The sequence below is a fragment of the Pseudomonas sp. GW823-FHT03E05 genome (assembly GCF_058796855.1).
On the sequence record NZ_JBXAJB010000004.1, the window covers coordinates 680,484 to 699,678 of the forward strand.

General features: G+C 64.5%; 22 protein-coding genes. 16 read left to right on the top strand and 6 right to left on the bottom strand.

The window, feature by feature from the left end; genetic code table 11:
- The first annotated feature begins 63 nt into the window (after positions 1 to 63).
- On the top strand, positions 64 to 903 hold the full coding sequence (locus tag AC1RCO_RS20095) for a 5'-nucleotidase, lipoprotein e(P4) family (protein ID WP_123431424.1): 840 nt from the start codon (positions 64 to 66) through the stop codon (positions 901 to 903).
- 118 nt (positions 904 to 1,021) lie between these two features.
- Positions 1,022 to 1,708, top strand: a complete 687-nt coding sequence (locus AC1RCO_RS20100; protein WP_053160028.1) for a T6SS immunity protein Tli3 family protein — start codon at positions 1,022 to 1,024, stop codon at positions 1,706 to 1,708.
- A 50-nt stretch (positions 1,709 to 1,758) separates the two neighbouring features.
- Here AC1RCO_RS20100 and AC1RCO_RS20105 read toward each other — a convergent pair whose 3' ends face one another.
- Positions 1,759 to 2,751, bottom strand: a complete 993-nt coding sequence (locus tag AC1RCO_RS20105; protein WP_125063673.1) for a cytochrome-c peroxidase — start codon at positions 2,749 to 2,751, stop codon at positions 1,759 to 1,761.
- 235 nt (positions 2,752 to 2,986) lie between these two features.
- Here AC1RCO_RS20105 and ggt point away from each other — a divergent pair, with 235 nt between their 5' ends.
- The 9 genes from ggt (at position 2,987) to AC1RCO_RS20150 (ending at position 9,867) form a co-directional block, all read left to right on the top strand.
- Positions 2,987 to 4,822: a gamma-glutamyltransferase gene (ggt, locus tag AC1RCO_RS20110; RefSeq protein WP_492617977.1), complete on the top strand. Its 1,836-nt coding sequence runs from the start codon at positions 2,987 to 2,989 to the stop codon at positions 4,820 to 4,822.
- 154 nt (positions 4,823 to 4,976) lie between these two features.
- A complete protein-coding gene (locus AC1RCO_RS20115; RefSeq protein ID WP_065365179.1) occupies positions 4,977 to 5,471 on the top strand; it encodes a GNAT family N-acetyltransferase in 495 nt (164 codons plus the stop codon).
- A gap of 463 nt (positions 5,472 to 5,934) precedes the next feature.
- Positions 5,935 to 6,201 (top strand): DUF3077 domain-containing protein, encoded by a 267-nt coding sequence (locus AC1RCO_RS20120; protein WP_065365178.1) that lies wholly within the window; start codon positions 5,935 to 5,937, stop codon positions 6,199 to 6,201.
- Between the two features lie 115 nt (positions 6,202 to 6,316).
- The gene (locus AC1RCO_RS20125) at positions 6,317 to 6,628 is read left to right on the top strand and encodes a type II toxin-antitoxin system HigB family toxin (RefSeq protein ID WP_065365177.1); all 312 of its coding nucleotides are present in this window, start codon (positions 6,317 to 6,319) and stop codon (positions 6,626 to 6,628) included.
- Positions 6,625 to 6,996 (top strand): helix-turn-helix domain-containing protein, encoded by a 372-nt coding sequence (locus tag AC1RCO_RS20130; protein WP_370058042.1) that lies wholly within the window; start codon positions 6,625 to 6,627, stop codon positions 6,994 to 6,996. The genes AC1RCO_RS20125 and AC1RCO_RS20130 overlap by 4 nt, the downstream gene beginning before the upstream one ends.
- Before the next feature lie 78 nt (positions 6,997 to 7,074).
- Entirely contained in the window at positions 7,075 to 7,887 is an 813-nt protein-coding gene (locus AC1RCO_RS20135; RefSeq protein WP_492617978.1) for a MerR family transcriptional regulator, read from the top strand.
- 133 nt (positions 7,888 to 8,020) lie between these two features.
- Positions 8,021 to 8,737: a purine nucleoside phosphorylase YfiH/LACC1 family protein gene (locus AC1RCO_RS20140; RefSeq protein WP_015637009.1), complete on the top strand. Its 717-nt coding sequence runs from the start codon at positions 8,021 to 8,023 to the stop codon at positions 8,735 to 8,737.
- Positions 8,734 to 9,189, top strand: coding sequence for a GNAT family N-acetyltransferase (locus tag AC1RCO_RS20145; RefSeq protein WP_492617979.1), 456 nt, complete (start codon positions 8,734 to 8,736; stop codon positions 9,187 to 9,189). Before AC1RCO_RS20140 ends, AC1RCO_RS20145 begins: the two co-directional genes overlap by 4 nt.
- A 96-nt stretch (positions 9,190 to 9,285) precedes the next feature.
- Complete coding sequence (locus AC1RCO_RS20150) at positions 9,286 to 9,867, top strand: hypothetical protein (RefSeq protein ID WP_492617980.1); 582 nt, start codon at positions 9,286 to 9,288, stop codon at positions 9,865 to 9,867.
- A gap of 9 nt (positions 9,868 to 9,876) precedes the next feature.
- Here the strand turns inward: AC1RCO_RS20150 and AC1RCO_RS20155 are convergent, their stop codons facing one another.
- The 4 genes from AC1RCO_RS20155 to AC1RCO_RS20170 all read right to left on the bottom strand — a co-directional run bounded on the left by AC1RCO_RS20155 (position 9,877) and on the right by AC1RCO_RS20170 (position 12,593).
- Positions 9,877 to 10,230: a gamma-glutamylcyclotransferase family protein gene (locus tag AC1RCO_RS20155; RefSeq protein WP_445494919.1), complete on the bottom strand. Its 354-nt coding sequence runs from the start codon at positions 10,228 to 10,230 to the stop codon at positions 9,877 to 9,879.
- Between the two features lie 30 nt (positions 10,231 to 10,260).
- Positions 10,261 to 11,355 (bottom strand): D-alanine--D-alanine ligase, encoded by a 1,095-nt coding sequence (ddlA, locus tag AC1RCO_RS20160; RefSeq protein ID WP_011063436.1) that lies wholly within the window; start codon positions 11,353 to 11,355, stop codon positions 10,261 to 10,263.
- Positions 11,356 to 11,398: 43 nt separating this feature from the next.
- Positions 11,399 to 11,878: a GNAT family N-acetyltransferase gene (locus AC1RCO_RS20165; protein WP_492575250.1), complete on the bottom strand. Its 480-nt coding sequence runs from the start codon at positions 11,876 to 11,878 to the stop codon at positions 11,399 to 11,401.
- Positions 11,879 to 11,951: 73 nt separating this feature from the next.
- A complete protein-coding gene (locus tag AC1RCO_RS20170) occupies positions 11,952 to 12,593 on the bottom strand; it encodes a LysE family translocator (protein WP_053153815.1) in 642 nt (213 codons plus the stop codon).
- 242 nt (positions 12,594 to 12,835) lie between these two features.
- Here AC1RCO_RS20170 and AC1RCO_RS20175 point away from each other — a divergent pair, with 242 nt between their 5' ends.
- The 4 genes from AC1RCO_RS20175 to AC1RCO_RS20190 all read left to right on the top strand — a co-directional run bounded on the left by AC1RCO_RS20175 (position 12,836) and on the right by AC1RCO_RS20190 (position 17,223).
- Entirely contained in the window at positions 12,836 to 13,645 is an 810-nt protein-coding gene (locus AC1RCO_RS20175; RefSeq protein ID WP_047285399.1) for an AraC family transcriptional regulator, read from the top strand.
- Positions 13,646 to 13,726: 81 nt separating this feature from the next.
- Positions 13,727 to 14,113: a cupin domain-containing protein gene (locus tag AC1RCO_RS20180; RefSeq protein ID WP_011063440.1), complete on the top strand. Its 387-nt coding sequence runs from the start codon at positions 13,727 to 13,729 to the stop codon at positions 14,111 to 14,113.
- Positions 14,114 to 14,371: 258 nt separating this feature from the next.
- Positions 14,372 to 14,986 (top strand): biliverdin-producing heme oxygenase, encoded by a 615-nt coding sequence (locus AC1RCO_RS20185; protein ID WP_019093552.1) that lies wholly within the window; start codon positions 14,372 to 14,374, stop codon positions 14,984 to 14,986.
- Positions 14,983 to 17,223, top strand: a complete 2,241-nt coding sequence (locus AC1RCO_RS20190) for an ATP-binding protein (protein ID WP_492617981.1) — start codon at positions 14,983 to 14,985, stop codon at positions 17,221 to 17,223. Before AC1RCO_RS20185 ends, AC1RCO_RS20190 begins: the two co-directional genes overlap by 4 nt.
- A gap of 36 nt (positions 17,224 to 17,259) precedes the next feature.
- Here AC1RCO_RS20190 and AC1RCO_RS20195 read toward each other — a convergent pair whose 3' ends face one another.
- A complete protein-coding gene (locus AC1RCO_RS20195; protein WP_011063443.1) occupies positions 17,260 to 18,159 on the bottom strand; it encodes a LysR substrate-binding domain-containing protein in 900 nt (299 codons plus the stop codon).
- Between the two features lie 102 nt (positions 18,160 to 18,261).
- Between AC1RCO_RS20195 and AC1RCO_RS20200 the strand changes: the two genes are divergently transcribed.
- Positions 18,262 to 19,194: a DMT family transporter gene (locus tag AC1RCO_RS20200; RefSeq protein ID WP_011063444.1), complete on the top strand. Its 933-nt coding sequence runs from the start codon at positions 18,262 to 18,264 to the stop codon at positions 19,192 to 19,194.
- Position 19,195: the final 1 nt, after the last annotated feature.

A 19,195-nucleotide genomic window follows, 5' to 3' on the forward strand; every position in this document is an offset into this window, starting at 1 on the left:
TGGGATAGAACACTCCGGCAGTGTTTGTGAGAGCTGCGCAATCCTCACTTCAAGGGCTCGAAAATGAAAACAAAAATCACCCGAACCGCGGTCGCTCCCTGGCTGTTCTCGCTCCTGGCAATCACCTGTACCTCGACCTTCGCCGAGCAGGCTCCTACCCCGCCCTCCAACCTGCTGACCGCCGCCGTGGCCTGGAAGCAGACCGCCGCAGAGTTCGAGGCGCTGTACTACCAGGGCTTCAACATCGCCCGTCTGCAACTGGACCGCGCCCTGCAGGAACACAAGGCCGGCGACCGGCCACTGGCGATCATCAGCGACGTTGACGACACCGTGCTCAGCAGCAACAGCTACTGGGGCTACATGATCAATTCGGGCAAGGAGTTCTTCGACGACGAGGCCTGGGACAAATGGGTCGCCGACAATGGCCCGGTAGCCACCCCGGGCGCCGTGGAGTTCCTCAAGTACGCCCAGTCCAAGGGCGTCGAAGTCTTTTACGTCACCAGCCGCGACCAGGGCGAAAAGACCTACGAATACGCCCTGGCCAACCTGCGCAAGAACCAGCTGCCCTATGCCGATGAGCAGCACCTGACGGTGTACCGCGACAGCTCCAACAAGGAGCCGCGGCAGCAGGAGATCGCCAAGGACCACAACGTGGTGCTGATGCTGGGCGACAACCTCAACGACTTCAAACGCAAGTACTACGTGGCCGACGTCAAGCAGCGCAGCAGCCTGATGACCGAGGACAAGGAGCAGTTCGGCCGCAAGTTCATCCTCTTCCCCAACCCCACCGACGGCCATTGGCTGAAGGCGATCTTCGGCGACTCCGAACCGCCGGCCACTCCTGAAAATCGGGCCAAGTTCAAGGCCGCGGCCAGCTCGACGGCCTGGCAGATGAAGCCCTGACAGGGCGTCGCAACATCAGCGCAACGCTGGCCCGCCATGGCCAGTGTTGCGCCAAGCCCCCAGGGATGTCATAAACGCCAGCCCCTGCACTCAGGCAGGAACAAGGAGTCGTTTTCTCATGTGGGCAAGGAAGCTGCTGTTGCTGATCTCGTGCGGGGTACTTGGGGCCTGCAGCACTCCCGAGCCGATCCAGTACCTGCCCGGCCGGGTCATCTACCGCATCGACTCATCACGCTTTTTCGAGATCGACCGGACCACCTTCAAGCTCTGCAACGGTTCCTCGCCGGTCATCGCCAGCAGTGGCGACATGGTGCACTACACCGACACCCGGCTCGGCATCCACACCCCGGTTGCACCCTTTGGCTCATTCAACGGCATCACCGTGCATGGCCGTGGTTCGCACTTGATGATCGATGCTGCCAACTCCAACTACCTGGTGATTCCGATTGCCCAAGGACCGGGCTTCAGCAAGGGCGGGGCCGGCTTGCCGCGCCTGTACTTTTCCCAGGATGCCGGGCGTACCTGGCTGCGCATCACCGCGCCCAGGTACCTGGAAAGCCCTGAGCGAACCTGGCTGACCGGCTCCGTCCTTTCGATCGAAGGGCCCCTCCTTCACGGCGCCGCGCAGATTGACCTGTCCTTGAACTACGAGACGCTCAAGGACCACTCGCCCTACTCGATGCTGTCTTACCCACAACGCTGGCAACGCACCGATAGCACTCGTACACCTGGTTACTTCGAACCCGCTCGCCAAGCCCCCATCGATGACCGGTTCAATTGCGCCACGGGGGCCAGGCAGGGCTGACCCAGCACGTAGGGCTTGAAAAACCGCAGCAGGCTGCGGTTTTTTTTTGCTCAGTTGAACGGCTGCGGACGCGGTGTCTGCGCCGAGGACGGCGGCAGGATCGGCAGCTTGAAGTCCGGCTGGTCACCGGTCAGGGTTTCAAGGAAGGCCACGATCTGGCTGACCTCCTCGGTACCCAGCTTGCGTCCCAGTTGCAGACGGGCCATCACGTCCACCGCCTCTTCCAGCTTCCAGTAGGCGCCGTCGTGGAAGTAGGGATAGGTCAGCGCCACGTTGCGCAGGGTCGGCACCTTGAACAGCATGCGGTCGGCATCCTTGCCGGTCAGCCCGGCCACGCCCTGGGCCGGGTTCTGGGTGACATAGGGCTCGATCATGCCCATCTTCTGGAATGAGCCACCGCCCACGGCCTCGCCGTTGTGGCAAGCCACGCAGCCGATGGACTTGAACAGTTGGTAGCCCTTGAGCGCGGTGGGGCTGATGGCCGCCTTGTCGCCCTTGAGCCAGCGGTCGAACGGCGCATTGGGGGTAACCAGGGTTTCTTCGAACGCAGCGATGGCGTTGGTCACGTCGTCAAACTTGATGCCGTCGTCGCCGTAGACCTGCTTGAAGGAGGCCCGGTACTGGGGAATGGAACGCAGCACGTCCACCGCCAGGTCATGGGTGAAGCCCATCTCCCCCGGGTTGGCGATGGGGCCACCGGCCTGTTCCTGAAGCGTGGCCGCGCGGCCGTCCCAGAACTGCGCGACGCTCATGCCGGAGTTGAGCACCGTGGGCGAGTTGATCGGCCCCTGGTGCCAGTTGTGGCCAATGGAGGTGGGCAGGTTGTCGCTGCCGCCCATGCTCAGGTTGTGGCAGGAGTTGCAGGATATGAAACCGGACTTGGACAGGCGCGGGTCGAAGAACAACTGCTTGCCCAGCTCCACCTTGGCCACATCGGTGATCTTCACCGGCTGTACCGGCTGGATCGGTTCGCTTGGCGTTTCCCCCCTGACCTCCCCCCCCAACAGCAATCCGAAAACAAGTAACCACTTACAACGGTGCATGACGTCCCCTCATCAGGCTTATAGTTTGTTTCACCCTGTACCCAACGCCCCCCTCCCGCCCTGACTCAGATCAATCGACGGCCGGGTGAAAGACTGCCTGCGACCCTGTGTACAGGGGAGATGGCCCACTCCAGCCTCGTGCCCAGGGCTACATCCGGGTCCAACTGCCGGCGCCACTGCTGTACATTCCCCCGCACGGACGACCCCTCATTTCCCTGTGAACGGAGCTCAACGCGTGTTCTCGAACTTCCCTCCCCGTCACCGCCAACTGCTCGGCCTCAGCCTGCTGGCTGCCGCCCTCAGCCTTGGCGCCTGCCACAACCCGCCTTCTTCCAACGCTCTGCCTGCCGCCCCGGAAATCGCCTCGGGCTACCGCACCGACATGCAGACTCGCCATGCCGACAAGCACATGGCCGCCGCTGCCAACCCGCTGGCCGCCGAGGCCGGGCGCGAAATGCTGCGCAAAGGCGGCTCGGCCATCGACGCGGCGATTGCCATGCAGGCCGTGCTGACCCTGGTGGAACCGCAGTCCTCGGGGATTGGCGGCGGCGCGATGATCGTGCTCTGGGACGGCAAGGCCGTGCGCACCTATGACGGGCGGGAAACCGCGCCGGCCGGCGCCACCGAGAAGCTCTTCCTGCAAGCGGACGGCAAGCCCATGGCCTTCCCCCAGGCGCAGATCGGTGGACGCTCGGTCGGCACCCCGGGCGTGCTGCGGGCCCTGGAAATGGCCCACCAGAAACACGGGCGCCTACCCTGGGCGCAATTGTTCGAACCGGCGATCCGCCTGGCCGAGCAAGGCTTCGCCATTTCGCCACGGCTGCACACCATGATCAGCGCCGATCCTTTCCTGGCACGCTCGCCGGACATGGCCACGTATTTCCTGAATGCCGACGGCACGCCGAAAGCCGTGGGCACCTTGCTGAAAAACCCGCCACTGGCAGCGGTGCTCAAACGCATCGCCGAGGAAGGCCCGGATGCCCTGTACAAGGGCCCGGTGGCCGCGGAAATCGTCGCGAAGGTCCAGGGCCACGCCAACCCCGGCAGCCTGTCGCTCAACGACCTGCAAGGCTACCGCGCCAAGGAACGCGCGCCGCTGTGCAGCGACTACAAGCGCTGGCAGGTGTGCGGCATGCCGCCGCCCTCCTCTGGCGGCGTGGCGGTGGCGCAGATACTCGGCACCCTGCAGGCCCTGGAACAGCGCGACCCGCGCTACACCCTGGCCAACCTCAAGCCGCAGAAAACCAACTTGCCCGCCGGCCTGGAGCCCGCGCCACAAGCGGTGCACCTGATTGCCGAAGCCGAGCGCCTGGCCTATGCCGACCGTGGCCTGTACGTGGCCGACAGCGACTTTGTGCCTGTGCCGGTGGCCGGCCTGATCGCCCCGGACTACCTGGCCAAGCGTGCCGCACTGATTGGCGAGCGCAGCATGGGCAAGGCCGAACCGGGCAAGCCCCAGGGCATCCAGGTGGCCTATGCACCGGACCGTTCGCCAATGCGCATCTCCACCTCGCAAGTGGTGGCGGTGGATGACCTGGGCGGCGCCGTATCGATGACCACCACGGTGGAAGCGGCCTTCGGCTCGCACCTGATGGTCCAGGGCTTCATGCTCAACAACCAGATGACCGACTTCTCGTTCATTCCCGAGGAAAACGGCCAGCCGGTGGCCAACCGCGTCCAACCGGGCAAGCGCCCGCGCTCGTCCATGGCGCCAACCCTGGTCTTCGACCGTGCCAGCGGCGAACTGCTGGCCAGCGTCGGCTCCCCCGGCGGCTCGCAGATCATCGAGTACGTGGCCAAGTCGGTGGTCGGCATGCTCGACTGGAACCTGGACCCGCAAGCCGCCGTCGGCCTGCCCAACTTCGGCAGCCGCAACGGGCCGACCGAACTGGAGAAAGGCCAGTTCAGCCCGGCCCTGAAGCAGGCACTGCAAGCTCAGGGACATGAGGTAAACGAGATCGACATGACCAGCGGCACCCAGGCCATCGTTCGCGTGCGTGATGCACAGGGCAAGGCGTCCTGGGCCGGCGGCGCCGACCCGCGGCGCGAAGGGGAAGCGCTGGGGGATTGAGAGTAATCGGATGAACCCGAGGGCTGGCCGTGAGGCTGGCCCTTTTTTGTGGGCGGTGAACGAGGGCTCTGTATGCAAGATTTTGCGGCGGTCTGTGTCTGATCCGGCCTTTGGATCTGCCCTAGCATCGTCCCTGTCCACCGAGGAACCGACGATGAACACGATTGCAGCCGACCTTGATATCCCGGGCCTGAGCCCACGCCGCCTGACGCCCCAGGACCTTGAACTGATCTGCCGCCATCGCCAGGCGATGTTTCTCGATGCGGGTAAGGATCTCTCCACCTTGCAAGTGATGACCGAGCACTTTCGCCCCTGGTTGCGTGAACGCCTGGAGGACGGCCGCTACTACGGCTTCGCCCTGATGGACGCCGAGCAGAGCGTGGCCAGCATCGGCCTGATGAGCATCGACTGGCCGCCCCACCCTTCCCATCCGACCCAGGATCAACGCGGCTACGTGCTCAACGTCTACGTCGAACCGGCCTACCGGCGCCGCGGCCTGGCTTCGGCGCTGATGAAACTGGCAGAGGCCGAGTTCAGCCAGCGCGGGATGGGCTTTGCCGTGCTGCATGCGACCGAGGCTGGCAAGCCGCTGTATCAGGGGCTGGGTTGGGCGGCGACCAGTGAGATGGCGAAACCGGGCTTTCTGTAGCCGCTGCCGCAGGCTGCGACAAGGACCGAAGGGCCTTCGGCGCCTGGGAGATCGCTGCGACCGTTCCGGTCGTTCGCAGCCTGCGGCAGCGACTACAGGGTTGGTTCACAAAATGTCGCAGTAATGCCGTTGCGACTCCCCCTACTCAAACCTATGGTTCGACCGTCGCTGCAAAATCAGCGAACAGGCTTGGCGGCCTGATAGAATCGAGGCGCAACAGCGCCCCACCCACATGCGGGCGCTTTTTTTGCGCCCGCATACCTGCGTTATGGCGGGTTGCGTGGGAGAACCTTCGGGTTCGCCGGTTCCTTGATTCCCGGTCCGCCAATCCTGCGCAATCCGCCACCCTGATCTGCTTGGCGGCAGACGGTGACGGTCCTTCGAATCAAGGAGTCGTGACCATGAACTGCTACTGCAATCTGTTTCTCCATTACCTCCCGTCACAAAAAACCGGAGGTGCCCGATGACCACTCAATCGCCCCTGACCACCCTCGGTGAAATCCGCTTTTCCCACTGCGGCGAACACTCGCATCCGCTGTTTCGCGTGAATGCCGATGTGCCGGTCAGCGATGCCCTGGAACATGCCTCGGCGCTGTTGCATCCGGCAAAGCAATTCACCCTGGAGGCGGCCATGGAGCCCCGGTGCGACCGCTATGCTTGGGCGGCACACTACCTGGCAGAGATGGGCAAGGCACTGATGGACGACGTGCACGCCACGCTCTCTGCATGACCTGATCGTCCCTGAACCGACGTCGCCTGCGCGGGCAGATCCAGCGATCTGCCCGTACATCGCTTGACGCACTCAGCGACTTGTTTAAGTCCCAGGACGGGACTAGGATCACGCCATGAGAATTATTGCAGTCAGTCAGTTGAAGGCCTTCTGGGAGAAGTACCCGGACGCAGAACAGCCCTTGCTGGCCTGGGTCGATGAAGCAAAGAAAGCCGAGTGGTCCAACCCTGCGCAGATCAAGGACCAGTATCGCAACGCGAGCATTCTCAAAAGCCGCAGGGTGGTCTTCAACATCAAGGGCAACGAGTATCGACTGATCGTTGCCGTGGCCTACCGCTTTGGTGCGCTGTACATCAAGTTCGTGGGCACTCACCAAGAGTACGACGCCATTGATGCCGACAGCGTAGACATGGAGCAACCCGCATGAACATCCGCCCCATCCACACCGACCAGGACTACCGCGCCGCGCTGAAAAGCGTCTCGCCCCTGTTCGACAACGAACCGCAGCCCGGAACACCTGAAGGCGATTACTTCGACGTCATGATCACCCTGATCCAGGCGTACGAAGCCAAGCAGTTTCCCCTGGACCTGCCCAACCCGATCGAGGCGATCAAGTTCCGCATGGAGCAATCCGGCTTGTCCGCCGCCGACCTGGCGCCCGCCATCGGCCGCACCAACCGCGTCTACGAAGTACTCAACGGGAAGCGCGCGCTGACCCTGCCCATGATCTGGAAACTGCACCAGCTGTTCGGCATTCCCGCCGAGAGCCTGATCAAGCCGATCAAATCGTCCTGAGCCGTGCTGCCGGGCTTGAGCTTGCCCTTGGGTAAAGGCTCAGCATGCCCCGCAGCCCAACAACACCAAGGACGCTCCATGCTCACCATCGGACAAATGGCCCGCTGCCACGGCCTTACCACCAAGACCCTGCGCCATTACGACAGCATCGGCCTGTTCACCCCGGCCCTCACCGGCCGGGACAACGGCTACCGCTACTACAGCCCGGAACAGATCGTGACCCTGGGGCGCATCGCCTGGCTGCGGCAGTTGGGCATGTCCCTGGAAGACATCCGCACTCTGGCGGGCCAGGGCGGCCTGGACAGCGTGCTGCACATGCAGCAGTCACTGCAGGCGCATGCCCGGCAGTTGCAAAGCGAGATCGCCCGCAGCCAGAAAGTACTGGGCCATCTGCAGCGCTACCTGGCCCAGCCGCAGCGCCAACTCCCAGCCGCGCAGACACCACAGAAGGTATTCCTGGCGCCGCAGCGGATCATCGGCATGGCCTGGCAGCAGGATGACCCGGGCACCATCGCCGAGCTCTGGCAACGTTTCGAACCTCGGGAACAGGAGATCCAGCGCCTGGCCGAGCCGGTGGGCACCTATGGCATCTGCCAGCCCCTGGAAGACGGCCAGTGGCGTTATGTGGCCGGCCTGCCGGTCGCCGCCGACGCGCCCCTGGTGCCCGGCATGGTGGAGCTGGAAATCCCTGCCCGCCATTACGCGCGAGTCGAGCATCACGGCAGCGTGGCCACCCTGCCGGAAACCTTTCGCGCCGCCTACAGCGAGTGGTTGCCCGCCGCCGGGCTGATGCCCATCGACGCGGTGGAGTTCGAGTACACCGGCGAGCGCTTTCTGGGGCCCATGCACCCGGACAGCGTGGTGGAACTGTATATCCCGCTGAGCGCCTGAAACGCCCGGTGAAGGGGCCGACCAGCAGGCTACCGCTGGTCTGCCCCGGCCTATCCAGCGTTGTCTGTCAGCAAAAGTACCTCGGATACCGCTATGCTCTGCAGCCATTCCCAGGTTACCGAGCGAAGGCCCGATGAGTTTCCAGGCAGGTGTGTTGAACCAGATATCCGGCATCCGTCATGCGTTTTCGACCCTCGGCGCCGCCCTGCCGGCCAACCTGTTCTTCTGCTCGCAGATCCACAGCGGCGAGGTGGTGCAAGCCAGTACCACGCTGCCCAGCGGAATCATCCGCGGCGACGCGGTACTCACCCATTCCAGCCGGCCCATCGCAGTGGTCACCGCCGACTGCCTGCCGTTGCTGATCAGCAGCGAGGACGGTTCCTGGGTCGCGGCAGTGCACGGCGGCTGGAAAGGCCTGCATGGCGGGATCATCGCCAATGTGCTGCAACACTTCGCCAGCAAGGGCATCACCCCACAGCAATTGCGGGTGGCCATCGGCCCATCGATCAAACCCTGCTGCTATGAAGTCAGCGCCGATTTCATCGACACCCTGTCCGCCACTCAGGACCCGCTGTGGCCGGCCGCACAGGCCCCCTGGAGCCGTGAGCAACCGGCCCCGCTGCTGCCGCCGCAGATTCCGCCACCGCAACCGACCCAGGCCGATTCCCTGTGGTTCGACCTGAGCCGCTATGCCGTGCACTTGCTGCACGCCGCTGGAATCAGTGATGAACAGATCGAAATCAGCGAGCTGTGCACCTACTGCTCGACCCCGGCCCTGGCCAGCTATCGTCGACGCGGGCACCGGGGTGAAGCCAAGGCCTTCCAGTACTCGTGGATCGGCCGGACATGAACCTCGAGAGTGCACTGCTCCCGACCTCCCTGAGCGACCTGGAAACCCTGGTCCAGATGCGCATCGCGGCGATGCGCGAAAGCCTTGAGCGCCTGGGGCGCTTCGATCCGCAGCGGGCCCGGGAGCGTTTTGCCGCAAGCTTCGCGGCCGAACGCTGCCACTTCATCCTCAGTGACGGACAGCCCGCAGGCTTTATCCAGAGCCAATCACACGGCGATCACCTGCGCCTGCAGCACCTGTACGTCCTACCGCAATTCCAAGGGCGGGGCCTCGGCACCAAGGCCCTGGAGCAGCTTTTGGAACGCTCCGCCAACGAGCAGCTACCCATCCACCTGGATGCGTTGCGCGGCAGTGACTCGAATCGTTTTTATCGACGCCTGGGTTTTGTTCAGGTGGGTGAAAGTGAATGGGATATTCACTACGTTCGGCCGGCGGATCCACCCCGGGCCTGAACCCGGTTCCGGTTGGCCACCGAGCCCCTGCTGGTTCTTGGCCAGCAACCTGAGCTAACGTTGCCTCCCCCCTCAGGCTCAACCCAAGGAGTGCCCGTGTCTGACAACCTCTATGCCCCGCCCCAGGCGGATCTGGTCGCCCCCTCGCCCGAAGCGGCGCAACAGCCGTTCTACGTGGTGTCCAAGGCCAAGTTCCTGACCCTGTACATCCTCACCTTCGGTATCTACCAGGTGTACTGGGCCTACAAGAACTGGCATCAGTTCAGGCACGCCAGCGGCCAGGAGCTGTGGCCGGTGGCCCGGGCCTTCTTCGCGATCTTCTTCACCCATGCGCTGTACCGCGAAGCCGATGCGACGCTCAAGCGCGACGGCCGCAGCCATGTCTGGCGGCCCGGTGAACTGGCAACCCTGTTTGTGGTGGGGATGATCATCAACAACGTGGTGGACGCGCTGTCACGCAAGAACATCGGCTACCCGGTGACCGACATTGCCAGCCTGGCGCTGCTGCCGGTACTGGCGTGGATCACCTGGCTCGGCCAGCGCGGCTTGAATGCCGCTGCGGGAGATCCCGAAGGCCGCAGCAACGCCCGTTTCACGCCGCTGAACTATGTGTTCATCGTGCTCGGGGCGGTGCTGCTGGCCCTGGCGTGCATCGGGGTGATGCTGCCGCCGGAGTGAGCCGAAGACTCAGGCGCTGACGTAGACCCAGGCCTGGATGCCCGAGGTCAGGGTCACGCTGACCCGCTTGTAGTCCGAGACTTCATAGCTGTCGGCCGCTGCCAGCTCCTCGGGGGTGATGCAGAACACGGTGCCGGGAATCGGCGCGCTGTCCGCCGCCCCCGGGCGCAGGATCGGGTGGTGGGTCTTGCCGCTGGCCGCCAGCACCTCGGGGTCGGTGATTTCCACCCAGCTCTGTTCGTAGCCAAGCATGGCATCCGCGCTGCCACTCAACTCACGGCCAAAGTTGGCGATCTGCACCGCCTTGTCTTGCAGGGTGCCGTAGGAAAAAAGATAAACCGATGCATCTGTTGCCGAACTCATTCGTCACTTCCTTAACCACGATGATCCGCTTCAGCGGTTGATTTTCAGCCCTTGTCGTTCAGCGTGACGCTCCAGCGCCAGCTCGATCAGGCGGCTCACCAGCTCGCTGTAGCTCATGCCGGTGGCCTGCCAAAGTTTGGGGTACATGCTGATCCGGGTGAAGCCCGGCAGCGAGTTGATTTCGTTGATCAGCACTTCCCCCTCATCGGTGAGAAACACATCGACCCGAGCCAGCCCGGAGCAGCCCAGCACCTGGAATGCCTCGACGGCCAGGGCCCGAATGCGCTCGCTGTGCTCGATGCTGATGTCCGCCGGCACCAGCACCTGGGCCGCCTCCCCGTCGATGTACTTGCTGTCGTAGGAATAGAAACCGTTGCTGACCACGATCTCGCCGCAGCCACTGGCAATGGGCTGGTCGTTGCCCAGCACCGCGCATTCGATTTCCCGCCCACGCACGGCCGACTCCACCAGCACCTTGTGATCGAAGCCCAGGGCCAGTTCCACCGCAGCCTCGTATTCGGCCTCGTTGTCGACCTTGCTCACCCCCACCGATGAACCCTGGTTGGCCGGCTTGACGAACAGCGGCAGGCCGAGTGTTTCCCGGGCCCGGGCAAAACCGTAGCGAGCACGGGTGGCCCGGGTCAGGGTGATGAACGGGGTCACCGCCAGCCCGGCGTCGCGCAGCAGGCGCTTGCTGATGTCCTTGTCCATGCACACGGCCGAACCCAGCACGTCGGAGCCGACAAAGGGCAGGTCGGCCATGCGCAGCAGGCCCTGCAGGCAACCGTCTTCGCCCAGGGTGCCGTGGACGATGGGGAAGATCACATCGACATGCCCCAGCAGTTCCTGGCTGGAGGTTTCCACCAGTTGCTGGCTGGCCTTGCCCGGCACCACCGCCAATTCGCGATTGGACTGGTTGAGGGCGATCAGCGCCGGGTTTTCCTGGTTGATCAGGAAGTTCGAGGTGTCGTTGAGGTGCCAGTGCCCCTGTTTGTCGATGCCGATCAGCACCGGCTCGAAACGCGTGCGATCCAGGGCATCGACGATATTGCGCGCCGACTGCAGCGACACTTCGTGTTCGGCCGAACGGCCACCAAAAATAATCCCGACCCGCAACTTGCTCATGTCTGCTTCCCGTTGAAAAAATGATTGCTGACGGTTCTTCAATTCAGCTGGGGCTGTAGCGCAAATGGATCAGCGCCACTCGCTCCTGCTCCTTGTTCTTGCGCTCTTCGATGGCGAACGGCACAAAGCCCAGCTTCGGATAGAGCAGCAACCCCGCCACGTTGCTGTTGAAGCACGACAGCGTCACCTCGCAGGCCTGGTGCTTGCTGTGGGCGATGTGGATCATCTGCCCGATCAATTGCGCCGCCAGGCCCGCGCCGCGCACCTCTGGGTCGACGATGACATTGCCGATGGTACAGGTGCCGCCGCGAGCCCAGCGGTAGAAGTTGGCAAAGCCCACTACCTGCCCGTCACGCTCGATCACCGTCGAGTCGCTGCGCTGGGCGATGGAGTCGCGCAGTTGCTCGTGGGTCAGTGGCCAGGTGGCGGCGGGAAAGAAGAAATACAACTCCTGGGGATTGCCCACGAAACTGCAGATCCGCGGAATGTCCGCCTCTGCCACCGGGCGAAAAACAACAGCCATGTTCGGTCTCCTGATACGGGGACGGGTCGTCCTTGTTGGGGGCGGATACTGGCCGGCGCAAGGCACCGGCCGTTCAGCGATTGGCCAGCAGATGCCCGCCGAACAGCACATAGCAACCACCGGCCAGGCGGTCCAGCCAGCGCCGGGCCCGGGCATAGAACCCGGCCACCCGGCTGCTGGCGAAAAACAGCGCCACGCAGCAGTACCAGGACAGCGACAGACCGGCCATGGTCAGCACCGCCAGCCCCAGTAGCAGAGGTGGCGGGGAGGCCGGCATCGAAGTGGCAAAAATGGTGGCCACGAACAGCGCCGACTTGGGGTTGGTCATGTTGCCGAGAAAGCCCAGCCGGTAGGCCGAGAACAGGCTGCGCGCAGCATGGCTCGCGCCATCGGTGGTCGGGGTCTCCAGGGCCGGCTTGCGCTTGAACTGCTTGAGCCCCAGGTAGATCAGGTAACAGCCACCGGCAACCTTGAACAACACGAACAGCGCCGGCGCCGCGCTGAACAGCGATTTGATGCCCAAGCCTCCCGCCAGCCCCCAGAGCACGGTGCCGCTGGCCACCCCCAGGGCGGCGAACAGGCCATGGCGCCGCGAACAGCCCGCCGCCAGTTGTGCAGTGGTGAAAAAGTTCGGCCCGGGGGTGATCACCGCCACGCTCCAGAGCAGGGCCAGCGACAACAACGGGGCGAGGTAAACCAGGTGTGAGGCGTACATGGGAACAGATGGCCATGAAGAGGGTCCGGGGGAACGACGCTACTCCACTCGCGCCTGCCCAGGCAACCGCCGATTGGCCTCGCAACCCGGCTCAGGCAGCAAGCCATCGTGCAGCGCCGGAACCCTCCTGCAAGCCGCCCTTCTTCCGGCAGAACCGCTACGGCGTAGAACCGAGGGGCAAGACAGCCAGCGCGCCCCTGAGTTAACGTACGGCCCTTGGTTTCATCCATCAGGACCGTTCCATGGCCAAACCCGCAGCTGTCACCGACTGGGTTCACCGCGCGCCGCCCGCCCGGGGCCTGGAGCGCATCGAGGCGTATTTCGCCGGCCATGGCTATGACATGCACCGCCATGACACCTACGCCATCGGCCGCACCCTGCACGGGGTGCAGAGCTTCCAGTACCGCGGCGGCTGGCGCCACAGCCTGCCCGGCGCCACCATGGTCCTGCACCCCGACGAAGCCCACGACGGCGAGGCCGGCACCCACGACGGCTTTCACTACCGCATGCTGTATGTCGAGCCGGCGCTGATCCAGCAGATCCTCGGCGGCCAGCCGCTGCCCTTCATTACTGGCGGCCTGTCCAACGACCCGCGGCTGTTTGCCGCCACCGAGGCCCTGCTGCGTGGGGTCGACAGCCCCCTGGACCCGCTGGAACAGGAAGACGCCCTGTTCGACCTGGCCCATGCCCTGAACAGCGTCTCCGGGGTCGCCCAATCACGGCAACGTTTCGACTATGTGGCGGCCGAGCGGGCCCGGGAATACATCCACAGTGCCCTGGACCGCACCCTGACCCTGGAGGAACTGGCGGCCCACAGCGGGCGCGACCGCTGGAGCCTGTCCCGGGATTTTCGTTTGCTGTTCGGCACCAGCCCCTACCGCTACCTGAGCATGCGCCGCCTGGACCTGGTCCGCGCGCTGCTGGTGCAGGGCCAGACCCTGGCCAACGCCGCACTGATCGCCGGCTTCACCGACCAGAGCCACATGACCCGGCAGTTTCGCCAGACCTACGGCCTGCCACCGGCGCGCTGGCTGAAGATGCTCGGCCGCTGAGGCCACACACGATCGTTCAAGAAGCCCTGGCCCCTGGCTGTTTACCCTCAGCGCTCATTCATCACTGAGGTGGACCACACCATGCAAAACCCTGCCCCGCAAGACGCCTACCAGAGCATCAACTTCGCCAGCAAACTCGGCCTGTTCAGCGAACACTGGACCCCCAAGGTGATCGCCGAGATGAACGACTACCAGTTCAAGATCTCCAAGTTGCAGGGCGAATTCGTCTGGCACTCCCACGCCGACACCGATGAAACCTTCATCGTGCTCGACGGCCAGTTGTACATCGACTTCCGTGACGGCCGGGTGGCCATCGGCAGTGGCGAGATGTTCGTGGTGCCCAAGGGCGTCGAGCACAAACCCTGGGCCGAGCAGGAGGTCAAACTGCTGCTGATCGAACCCAAGGGCGTGCTCAACACCGGCGATCAAGGTGGCGAACGCACCGCCCAGAACGACGTCTGGATCTGATCCTCACCGCTGAACCTGCGAGACGGAAAAAGGAATTTCTGCCTCTTGAACACAGTCAGACACAGCAACACGTCATCGATCGACTACCCTTGGCCGACCAATGGTGCGTCAAAAACTGTACGTCAGTGCAAAAAGCACAGGTAGAGTGACGCTCTTATTTTTCTGTGCGATGGCTCTAGTGCAGGGACTACAGCCTGGTCCCAGCTTTCGATGACGCCCATGGCGCGTCCATTACCTGTTGCGACCCCTGACCCCTGAATGCCCAAACCGCACCAAGACACCACCGCCCCCACCCTGCTTCAAGACCTGCGCGCCGGCACCGCGACCTTGCACGTGGCCCTGGAAAAGCGCCTGCCGTTCTTCTCCGAGCATCTCGATGCGGCCTGGTACCGGCGCCTGATCCAGGCCTATTTCGGCTTCTATCAGCCCCTGGAGGCGGCCCTGCATGACAGCGGCCTGATCCCTGCCGGCTACGACCCGGAGCAGCGCCGCAAGACCCCGGCCCTGGCCGGCGACCTGCAGGCCCTGGGCCTGGCCCCGGAGCGCATCGACGCCCTGCCCCGCTGCGACCATCTGCCCGCACTGGCCAGCCCCGGCGCGTGCCTGGGCGCCCTCTATGTACTGGAGGGCGCGACCCTGGGCGGGCAGATCCTGCGCCGGGAAATGGCCCAGCGCCTGGACCTGCACGGGGATAACGGCGGGGCTTTCCTCGACGTGTATGGCGCCGCCACCGGGCGGCGCTGGAAAGACTTTCTCGACTACCTGGGGCGCATGCCCGAGGACGCGAGCGCACGACAACAAGTGGTCCGCGCCGCGCAATCCACATTTGCCTGTTTCGAGCACTGGCTCGACAGCCGCGAGGTGCTGCTATGACCCCACAAGACGCCCAAGCCTTCGAACAACTGCTGGCCAACTGCGCCGATGAGCCAATCCGCTCCCCCGGTGCGATCCAGCCCCATGGCGTGCTGCTGACGCTGTCGGAGCCGGACCTGCGCATCCAGCAGATCAGCGCCAACGTCGAGGCCCTGCTGGGCCAGCCTGCCGCGCAGGTCCTCGGCCAGCCCCTGGAGCAACTGCTGGGAGACACCGACGGCCAGCGCATCCGCGAGGTGCTGCAACTGCCGCGGTTGTCCGATGCGCCACCGCTGCACCTGGCCGTCAATGGCGCGCGCTTCGAAGGCTTGCTGCATCGCCACCAGGGAGTGCTGATGCTGGAACTGGAAATCCAGCTCGAACACCTGCAGCCCCAGCACCTGAAAGAGCAGACCGAGAACCTGGGGCGCCTGCTGCGGCGCTTGCAGACGGCCAAGACCCTGAATGAGCTGTACGCCATCAGCGTCAGCGAAATCCAGGCGATGACCGGCTACGACCGGGTGCTGATCTACCGCTTCGAAGAGGAAGGACACGGCCAGGTGATCGCCGAAGCCACCCGCCCCACCATGGAAGTGTTCAATGGCCTGTTCTTCCCGGCCTCGGACATTCCCCAGCAAGCCCGCGAGCTGTACCGCAGCAATTGGCTGCGGATCATCCCCAACGCCGATTACCAGCCGGTGCCCCTGCTGCCGGCACTGCGCCCGGACACTCAGCAGGCCCTGGACCTGAGCTTCGCCACCCTGCGCAGCGTGTCGCCGATCCACTGCCAGTACATGAAGAACATGGGCGTGCTGTCCTCCATGAGCATTTCCCTGCTCAAGGGCGACCAGCTCTGGGGCCTGATCAGTTGCGGCAACCGCCAGCCGCTGCTGGTGCCCCACGAGCTGCGCATTGCCTGCCAGACCATCGGCCAGGTGCTGTCGTTGCAGATCAGCGCCATGGAAGCCCTGGATATCAGCCGCCAGCGGGAAGAGAAAGTCACCGCCCTGGCCAGCCTCGACCAGGCCATGCGCGACACCCCCGACAGCGTCTTCGACGGCCTGGCCCAGGTGCCGCAACTGCTGCTGGACCTGACCCAGGCCGGTGGCGTGGCAATCATCGAAGACAAACAACTGCACTGCTTCGGCAACTGCCCGCCCCAGGACGAAATCCGCGCCCTGCACCGCTGGCTGCAAGGCACCGGGCAGGCGGTGTTCGCCAGCCATCACCTGGCCAGCGTCTACCCGCCGGCGGCGAGTTATCAACAGGTGGCCAGCGGGGTCCTGGCCATGACCCTGCCCAAGCCTGTGGATAACGGCGTGCTGTGGTTCCGCCCGGAAGTGAAGGAAAACATCAACTGGAGCGGCAACCCGCAAAAGCCCCTGGACCTGGAAAACTCCGACGCCGGCCTGCGCCTGCGGCCGCGCACCTCGTTCGAGATCTGGAAAGTGGAGATGGCCGGGATCTCCACCAAGTGGAGCCACGGCGACCGCTTCGCCGCCAATGACCTGCGCCGCTCGGCCCTGGAGCACGACCTGGCGCGCCAGGTGCTGCGCGAGCAACAGGCCGTGCGCGCCCGGGACGAACTGGTGGCGGTGGTGTCCCACGACCTGCGCAACCCGATGACCGTGATCTCCATGCTCTGCGGCATGATGCAGAAGGCCTTCAGTTCCGATGGCCCGCATACCTCACGGCGCATTTCCTCGGCCATCGACACCATGCAGCAGGCCGCCAGCCGCATGAACAACCTGCTGGAAGACCTGCTGGACACCTCCAAGATCGAGGCCGGGCGCTACAGCATCGCCCCACAGCCGCTGGACGTCAGCCAGATGTTCGAAGAGGCCTATTCATTGCTGGCGCCACTGGCTCTGGACAAGGCCATCGACATCAGCTTCCACGCCGAACCGGACCTCAGGATCAACGCCGACCCCGAGCGCCTGTTCCAGGTGCTGTCGAACCTGGTGGGCAACGCCATCAAGTTCACCCCCAAACAGGGCAAGGTCGGGGTGGTGGCGATGTCCGACGGCGAGCAGATCGTGTTCAGCGTGCGCGACTCCGGGGAGGGCATTCCCACCGACCAGTTGCCATTCATTTTCGACCGCTACTGGACCATGAAGGAAGGCAACCCCAACGGCACCGGCCTGGGGCTGTACATCACCCAGGGCATCATCCACGCCCACGGCGGCAAGATCGAAGCCCACAGCGAAGTGGGCAAGGGCAGCGAGTTCCGCTTCAGCGTGCCGCGCGCCAGCCTCTGACCCATAGCCCGGGGCTGGCCATTGGGCCCCGGGCGCTCATTCAGCCGCCTGGGCCACCAGCCAGTCGCGAAACAACTGGCCGCTGGCGGACAGGCGCTTGTGCCGCGGATGCACCAGAAAATCCGCCTGCCCGGTGCGGAACGCCCACTCGCCAACCCGCAGCAACTCGCCCTGGGCCACCAACTGGCTGGCCATGAAATCCCAGCCCAGCCCCACGCCCATGCCCTGCTGCACCGCGCTGAACATCAGGGTCAGCTGGTTGAACCCCAGGGCCCCCGGTGGCGCGCTGTAGTCCAGCCCGAAATGATGGAACCAGTCCCGCCAGTCGATGCAGTTCCACTCCGAGGCGTCCAGCTGGATCAACGGCAGTTCGGCCAGTTGCGCCAGCTCCTTGACCACAGGCAGCTCCAGGCGCCGGCTGACGATGGGGTAGACCATCTCGGCGAACAGCGATACCGCCGCCAGGGACGACCAGTGCCCCGCACCATAGAGAATGCCGAAGTCATGCTCGGCCACGCTGGACTCGTCCATGTCGTTGTTGGCATGGATGCTCACGGTGATGTCCGGGTGCTGCTTGTTGAATGCCAGCAGGCGCGGGAACAGCCAGAACTGCGCCACCGCGTGGGTGCATTGCACGGTGATGGTATTGGCGTCGCGCCCGGCCCGCAGACGGCTGACGCTGCGCAGCAGGGCTTCGAGCTGGGTGCTGACCTCGACGAACAGCGAGGCGCCGCTGGCGGTGAGCTTCACCCCCCGGGCCTGGCGCTCGAACAGTTCGGTCTTGAGCGACAGCTCCAGGGCACGGATCTGCTTGCTCACCGCGCTCTGGGTCAGGCACAGCTCGGTGGCCGCGCGGGTGAAGCTGGCGTTGCGGCCCACCGCCTCGAAGGTGACCAGGGTTTCCAGCGGCGGCAGATGACGGGCGAAGCGGCTCACAAGGCATTCCCCAGGAGAATAGGTAGGTGCCTATATATCCTTTGTCCATCCGGTCAGCAATGACTAGCCTGCGCAGCTTGATGACTAGGTACGAGTGTTTGCATGAAACGTGGAGTTGCTTATGCCGCCCTGGCCGGTGCGGTCTGGGGCCTGGCGATTGTGGTGCCCAGCCTGCTGCCTGAGTTCAGCCCGTTGCTGCTCAGCTGCGCGCGCTTCAGCCTCTACGGTGCATTCTCCCTGCTCCTGGCTGCGCCTCAGGCCCGGGAGCTGCTGCAACGCCTGACCTGGGGCGATGCCGTACTGTTGGTGAAGCTGGCGCTGACCGGCAACCTGATCTATTTCATGCTCCTGGCCAGCGCCATCCAGTGGGCCGGCGTAGCCAGCACCGCACTGATCGTCGGCTTGCTGCCGCTGACCATCACCCTGGCCGGCCGCGGCGATGCCGATGCCGTGCCCCTGCGCCGGCTGCGCTGGCCGTTGTTGCTGGTGTTCGCCGGCATCTGCTGCATCAACCTCGACACCCTGCTCACCGCCCACAGCGATTCGGTGGAACTGGGCCAGCGCGCCCTGGGCCTGCTCTGCGCCTTCGGCGCCTTGCTGTGCTGGACCTGGTTTGCCACCGACAACGCCCGCTACCTCAAAGGCAGCCGTTTCAACAGCAGCCAGTGGTCGACCCTGTGGGGCATTACCACTGGGCTGATGAGCGCCCTGGTCTGGCTGCTGGCGGACGGGTTCTCATTGCCCGGCACCCGGGCCGAGGCCAGCGAGCAGCGCTGGATGCTGTTCTGGGGCCTGAGCCTGTCCAGCGCGGTGCTCGGCTCCTGGTTCGGCAATCGCATGTGGAATGCCTCGACCCGGCGCCTGCCGCTGACCCTGAGCGGCCAATTGATCGTGTTCGAGACCCTGTTCGCCCTGCTCTATGGCTTCATCTGCCTGCAGCACCTGCCCAGCCTGCTGCAAAGCAGCGCCGCCCTGTTGCTCCTGGCCGGGGTGCTGTGGGCGGTGCGCCGCCACCTGCCACAGGCCCATGGCTGAC